At 39.0% G+C, this 6,646-nt stretch carries 4 protein-coding genes and 4 pseudogenes; 4 read left to right on the top strand and 4 right to left on the bottom strand.

Going from position 1 to position 6,646, the window contains the following annotated elements:
* Positions 1–192: spore germination protein (locus KI356_RS16180; protein ID WP_212935896.1), on the top strand; the 192-nt coding region annotated here is incomplete at its 5' end.
* Between the two features lie 303 nt (positions 193–495).
* On the opposite strand, the pseudogene KI356_RS16175 reads toward KI356_RS16180, so the two are convergent.
* Positions 496–737: pseudogene (locus tag KI356_RS16175) on the bottom strand (DUF3947 family protein).
* A 1,040-nt stretch (positions 738–1,777) separates the two neighbouring features.
* Between KI356_RS16175 and KI356_RS16170 the strand changes: the two are divergent.
* Positions 1,778–1,933: pseudogene (locus KI356_RS16170) on the top strand (undecaprenyl-diphosphatase); the annotation flags it as partial.
* Positions 1,929–3,215, top strand: a pseudogene (locus KI356_RS16165) (amidohydrolase family protein); the annotation flags it as partial. The pseudogenes KI356_RS16170 and KI356_RS16165, both read left to right, overlap by 5 nt.
* Before the next feature lie 267 nt (positions 3,216–3,482).
* Here the strand turns inward: KI356_RS16165 and KI356_RS16160 are convergent.
* A complete protein-coding gene (locus tag KI356_RS16160; RefSeq protein WP_212935894.1) occupies positions 3,483–4,589 on the bottom strand; it encodes an alpha/beta hydrolase family protein in 1,107 nt (368 codons plus the stop codon).
* A 111-nt stretch (positions 4,590–4,700) separates the two neighbouring features.
* Between KI356_RS16160 and KI356_RS16155 the strand changes: the two genes are divergently transcribed.
* Positions 4,701–4,925, top strand: a complete 225-nt coding sequence (locus KI356_RS16155; RefSeq protein ID WP_212935893.1) for a hypothetical protein — start codon at positions 4,701–4,703, stop codon at positions 4,923–4,925.
* A gap of 379 nt (positions 4,926–5,304) precedes the next feature.
* Here KI356_RS16155 and KI356_RS16150 read toward each other — a convergent pair whose 3' ends face one another.
* Together KI356_RS16150 and KI356_RS16145 are read right to left on the bottom strand one after the other, a co-directional pair.
* The gene (locus KI356_RS16150; protein ID WP_212935892.1) at positions 5,305–6,369 is read right to left on the bottom strand and encodes an alpha/beta fold hydrolase; all 1,065 of its coding nucleotides are present in this window, start codon (positions 6,367–6,369) and stop codon (positions 5,305–5,307) included.
* 2 nt (positions 6,370–6,371) lie between these two features.
* Positions 6,372–6,524: pseudogene (locus tag KI356_RS16145) on the bottom strand (DUF441 family protein); the annotation flags it as partial.
* Positions 6,525–6,646: the final 122 nt, after the last annotated feature.

The raw sequence follows: 6,646 nt of genomic DNA, 5'->3' as shown, positions 1-6,646 counted from the left end.
GTTGTACAAAATAGTAACGGCTCTTTCAACTTAGGTGACTTTTATAACGTTTCTCCAAAGGAAAATACAAAAGCTTATAATGGTTCAGGTTCATCAAATGTTGCTTTTGTTGCCAATACATTTAGCGGTGTTAGTGCAACAAACACATACGATTCTGATATTGCAGACCAAAACCAAGTTGGGACAGTCTAGAATTTTCCATTTCCCTCTATCCCCTGAATAAAATTCAATATTCCGTCAATAACATAGATAGGCGATAGCCAGAATTCATTTAATGAAGTCCCTAACCTCTCTCCTTGTCCCCCCTTGGAGAACCGAGCAGTTAGCTTTTGCTGGCTGCTCTTTATTATGAAAATACAAATTAATCACCCAACCGCATTTCAGAAAAGCTTCATATAATATGGTGATTCCTTTCTTTTGAGAAAATGATCTCGTCACGAGAGCACTTTTATGAAGTTCTCTTTTTGTGTTTCAAATACATACAAAATGAAATTTTTATAAATTGTATACAGTTCATATGGAACTGTTGAAAAAGAAATACCGTATGGCGTAATATGATGCATTGGGTAATAATATTCCATAGATGAATAGTATGGTTGTATACCTTGTTGCATTTGCTGCTGTGCTTGTAACGCTTGTTGAACAGCCTGAATTGTGCTTTGTGCTCCGCTATACGTAATACCCGCCGTACCGTACGGACGCATTCTAGCTCGGGTATCAAAATATGAATAAAACATTATTATTCAACTCACTTCCATATAAATTATTACAAAGTATGTTATGATTCTTAATTTCAGTGAGTGTTAAAAACTGGTTCACTAGCCTTTATTCAAATAGCATTTTTGTTCAGCTTCCTGCTTTTAATCCCCACGTCTTGTCAAAATATAATCTCATAAATCTTTCAACTTATTATGATGTAAGTGTCTACACTAAATTGCTGGACAAGCATAAAATAAATTGAGTCTAATAATAAAGGAGGAATAAATATAAAAAAGCGTCACATGCTTACAGTCAAACTCACTTCATTTAATGGGACTTCGTTGACTGGCATCACTACAGAAGGCTTCACGCTGACAGCGAACGTCACGATGAAAACAATTTATCATCAAGTAATTCCAAATCAACACCCCGTTCATCCCCCAAACATCACGATGAAAACAATTTATCATCAAGAAGTTCTCAATCAACATCCCATTCATCCCCTATTCGTGAACTATAGCACAGCCTTCATATCTGGTAGCAGAACTGCTATCTTGAATGCGGTGACTGCACTCGCAAATGCTGGGGTAAGCGCGCAGGTCCGTCTGGAACCCTACAACAATACCGTAACATCCTTCCGGCCTGTTCCCTCAATAATATAAGTCAGATATCCGTCACAGTTGGATCTTAATTTCCGACCGTGACGGGTACGGAGCTGTTCACACGAATAGTCCTCGAAATTACGATTGGTACATACCCCTATATTTATCGATATGCCTAGCTCTGCAAAAGTTACGTACACATATCAAGATACAATTAATATTTCAAATGCCGGTTTCAGTTTTTATTCAAATAACTATTTTATTAAAAATCTTTAATGAGCTAATCCTTACAGTTTTGTAATACTAATGTCACTAAAATCAATTTTTTCACTATAAACTCTTTACCATAATTCTCCTTATACACAAACAAGAATTGTTAAGAAATAACTAAGAATTAATTAAGAAACCGTTGAGCCTCAGTTAAAAACTTTTTCACATAATAAAGTTATGGACACACAATAAGGAGCGATTTAAAAATGTCTTTTTCTCAATTAAACATTGATGCTTTCCGAGCTATCAATGATTTAGGAAAGCAATATTCATCCCTAAACTCAACTATGGTATTTTTGGCGGTATATATGGTGTATTTTTTAGGCTTAATTATTATGGCTTATTGGTTTACTCAATCTAGAAATTGCCAATCCTAACGCTTCTATTCTTTATTCAAGTTTGGGTAGAGCTCCAGTACTTAATTTTGACGACCAGATTAACTCAACTCGCCATTTTATGCGCGAATTAAATAGATTAGGTATCACAAGTGCCATTGACGCAGGTGGTGGATTCCAAAATTATCCTGATGATTACAAAGTTGTGGAACGTTTAGCCGAGAAGGATCAATTAACTTTGCGTATTGCTTATAATCTATTTACACAAAATCCAAATCATGAATATGAAGACTTTGCTTCATGGACCAAAATTGTTTCTCCGGGTCAAGGAAATGATAAGTATAAAATGAATGGTGCCGGAGAAATGTTAGTATTCTCGGCAGCCGATTTTGAAAAATTTCAAATGCCACGGCCCGACCTAGCTACGGTGATGGAAGCTGACTTAAAGAAAGTAATTTCTCTATTGGTGGAAAACCGTTGGCCATTCCGTTTACATGCAACTTATGACGAGTCAATAACACGTTTCTTAAATGTTTTTGAGGAAGTCAACAGAGAAATTCCTTTTAATGGTCTACGCTGGTGGTTTGACCATGCAGAAACAATCTCAGATCGCAGTATGGAACGTGTTAGGGCTTTAAATGGCGGTATTGCCATCCAAGATCGCATGGCTTTCCAAGGTGAATACTTTGTTGATTTATACGGAAAAGAAGCTGCAAAGCGTACTCCCCCAATTTATCGTATGCTAGACCTGGGTATACCTGTTGGCGCCGGTAGTGATGCAACCAGAGTTTCTAGCTATAACCCTTGGGTTGCTCTTTACTGGATGGTTGCCGGAAAAACCATTGGTGGTCTTTCGATATATGATGAAAAGAATAAACTTGACAGAAAAGTAGCCCTGGAACTATATTCCAAAGGAAGTGCATGGTTCTCTGGTGATGAAGGTAAAAAGGGAACCCTTGCAGTAGGTCAGTTTGCTGATATTGCTGTATTGTCTTCTGACTACTTTACTGTGCCAGAAGAAGAAATCAAAGACCTTGAATCATTACTCACCATTATGGGTGGGCAGGTTGTTTATGGAAATGATGAATTTAAGAATTTATCACCTGAATTACCACCAGCATCACCCGATTGGGCACCGACGGGAGTATATGGGTATGGTGGGGCTAATATAGCCCACAATATACTTTCTCGCGATGCCCATAATCACAAGTCACACCGTTGCAGTAACCCTCTCCATCAGCACACTCATACCGTAATAGGAAAAGATGGAACTAGATGGGGTATTGGTTGTACTTGCTTTGCTTTCTAATAAGGGTTTGGGGCCAATGATGGACCCAAATAGTAATGGTAATAGGATCAAAAACGGGCATTAAGTCAAAGAACTTAATGCCCGTTTCAGTTTGGTACTAAAGAAACACCGTTACTCTGAAAGGTTCTGGTGCAAAATTGATTTCAAAAAAACATAGCTCATGAATTTCTTGCTAATTTACGGAGTATGCTGTGATACTGGCATAAAGCCCTCGCCTTTTGACTTTATAAAATAGATTTTGAATATCTATAATTTCATATTGCTCAACTAACGATCTCCCAGGGTCGTATGGAGCCAGTCGAAAATGGTCTGATGAAGCAGACGCATTGCACCCATATGGCAGTGCTCACCTGCACCATCAGCGTTTCGCATTACGACATGCTTGTGTGGCGCTTTTAGCTCGGACGCTAGTTTGCTTGCCTGGCCTTTGAACACAATATCGTTCTCTCCCTCAAGAATTAGAGCCGGGGACTTGATTTTGTGCATGTCTTCAGTGGTGAGAGAAAACTGCTCGCTCTTACGGATGTATTCGGGTTCATTCGAAGTGCCAAACACCCACACACCATTTTGCAAAGCCCAGCGAGCATAGGTGTCGTGTTTCTTAATCCATTCGAGTACGGGTATCGCCTGCTCATCGCGTCCGGCTCTAATCCATTCAACAAGAAATTCCGGAAGGGGAGGATACGTCGCGCTAAAGCTCGTTATACCGTCGTCGAGCACGATTGCTGCCGGACGATGATCAAAAGCGGCTGTCCGAGCGCACAGATATCCGCCCAGGCTATATCCAAACAGCACAATTTTGGACGTGTCAATCTCAGGACGTGTCTCAGCATAATCCATAACAGGACCGAGCACTACTTCCCAATCCGGACGGTAGGATACTTTTTTCTCACGGATCATGCGACCCGTACCGGGGCCGTCATACAGAATTACGTTATAACCGCGTCGCAACGCGGCTGCGCCAATAACGTAGTAGCCTTCTTCTGTCGTCGAGTCAAATCCATTAGTATAAATGATAGTCGGTCGAGGTTTCCCACTGTCGTCCACGAGTAGTAAGTATCCAGGGAGCTTATCTTTACCGTAAGGGATAGCGATCTCCTCGAAGGGGCCATCCAGCAGTTTGCCTGCCTTCACAAACGCCTCGCGAGAAAGGTTGAATAGATTGAGAACGTGCGGATCGTTTAGAGGATCATTACGTCGGTAAAATTCAGCGTTGCGATAGTAGGCCGAAGCGCGCAAAAACGCCTCCCGTGCGCTGACTTTGTCCCCATACTCGAAGGAATATTTCCCACGTTCATAAATACGGTCTGCGGTAGATTTCCACGCCCGCATCCATGCTTCTTCATCTCCCTCCTGGATTGCAGCAACGGTCAAGAACACTTCATTGAGATCAGCACCGTTGTCAACTACAAACCCAGCTGCGCGTAATGTTTCGAAATTAAAGGATTTATCTTTGAAAAAAAATCTGTGGAATAAGCTTCCTTTTTGTTTGTCATTGAAGGGGGAAGTTGTGTATTAAATTCCCCTTTCACAGATGTTGTATACGCTGGAGATATTGAGGACGGTGCATATATTGGATTATTTACTGGGGCGGTATACCCTGGAAATATTGAGGGTGGTGCATACATCGGATTATTTACTGGGGGTATATGCGCTGGAAATACTGTGGATGGTGCATTCGGGTCTATAAAACTAGCTGGGTACCCATAATACCAATAGTGTCTTAGATATTGTTCGTACATGTTCTCCTCCTACTTTCCAAATGATTTTTAACGCATTAAACATATATAGCCTATAATATAGGAATTGGAATAGAAAAGTGCTAAGTAGATGTCTACCCTTTACTGAACAATTACACGTTGAAGTATGTAAATTCTTTGTAGGTGGATGAAGGTGAAACTACTAAAAACAAGCGGTTTTAGACCACACTCTCTGCTACAAAGGTGCTTTCTGCAAGCTAAAGCTCAGTGTGTAAAATAAGAAGACGATTCTTTAAATATATGAGAATCGTCTTTTGAGTAAACTTTTCCCTTAATGTGGTGCTACCCCTACTAAGACTGATAATCTAGACCGATTGTTATATCTCTGTTCATCCCTTTTTTCCTTCTTTCATTTCTATAAAATTCAATACTTCTTTAAATAGAACATCATGATTTTTTTCATATACTGCCCAGTGTGTTGCATTAGGAATCACAACTTCCTTTTTTTGCTTAGTCCCAGTTAATTTCGATAGCATATCTCTATCGGCAAATAAATCATCTTCTCCATAAATAACCAGCACAGGAGCAGTAATCTGAGATGCATCATATAAAGGACGGTTATTCCAAATAGAATATAAATCTTCTAGAGGCCCCATCGGTCGACGAATGATGCCATTATTTTTCTCGCTAATTGGATCTGAGTGAAGAAATACATGTTTTACAGAATCCATAGCTTCATTTGTGACAATTTTTTTCTCGCCCATCATCATATGCCAGTGATGCATTCCTTTATCAAAGTCTACAGTTTGATAAGAGGGTGTATGAGGATTGAATTCCCCCTGCTGTAACGGATTGTCAAAGGGCTCTGTCATCATTGGAAGCGTAAACCCATGCATGTACCCATATAAAACAAGTGTATTAACATCATCAAAATGTGATATTGCATAATTTCCAGCTACCACTCCCCCGTATGACCAGCCAACAAGATGAATTTTTTTTACATTCCTTTTACTTTTAATCCAATTCACAACCGTTTCTAAATCTTTTGTTGCATCATCTAAATGAACGACTGGTTTATTTAAGTTAGGCGCTTCTGACATTTCTTTTGGCCTTGAAGATTGCCCAAAGCCTCTAAAATCCATTGCCCACGTATCATATCCTTTTTTTGCATACTCATCCATCCATGAATATTTTGATACATCAAAGGCTGCTGCAGTAGGAACACTAAATGGTTCTAAAAACAAAATGATTTCGTCTGATGTATATTGCTTTTTTGTATTTACACTTTTATGAAGTAAAAATAATGTTTCGTCTTCTAGTGGAATTTTGTATTCTTCTTTTATTATTTTAGAAGTTTTTGTCCCCTTTGAAACTTCTTGATGATTTGAACAGCTAGACAGTAAAAGAACGAAAAAAATACCCATTAAACTTATAGATTTCCAATTCTTTTTCATTTTTAAAATCCCTTTCTTTTCATAGAATTGATGGCTATTATTCCAGCTGCAATAATTAACCCCGCCGGTAACCCCTTTGTAAACAATACAGCCATCAAAGTACCTATTAAAACACCCAATAATATAGTTGGATTCATCGGTAGTACCCCTAATCCAAAGATAATTACTCTTTTATTCCTAAGACATTCTTATTCTGCTTTTGAATAGACACCAATGTTCTTTTTTACCATTTCCCAATAGTAAGTATCCATATCCATTTAAAAACCTCCTGTGATGT

It is taken from the genome of Bacillus hominis (assembly GCF_018332515.1).
Lineage (GTDB): Bacteria > Bacillota > Bacilli > Bacillales > Bacillaceae_G > Bacillus_A > Bacillus_A hominis.
The sequence above is the reverse complement of the archived record's forward strand: the minus strand, read 5'-3'. Positions and strand labels throughout refer to the sequence as shown.

Excerpts from the sequence above, each read along its gene's own strand:
- KI356_RS16150 (WP_212935892.1), bottom strand. The coding sequence starts at position 6,369 with ATGAAAAAGAATTGGAAATCTATAAGTTTAATGGGTATTTTTTTCGTT.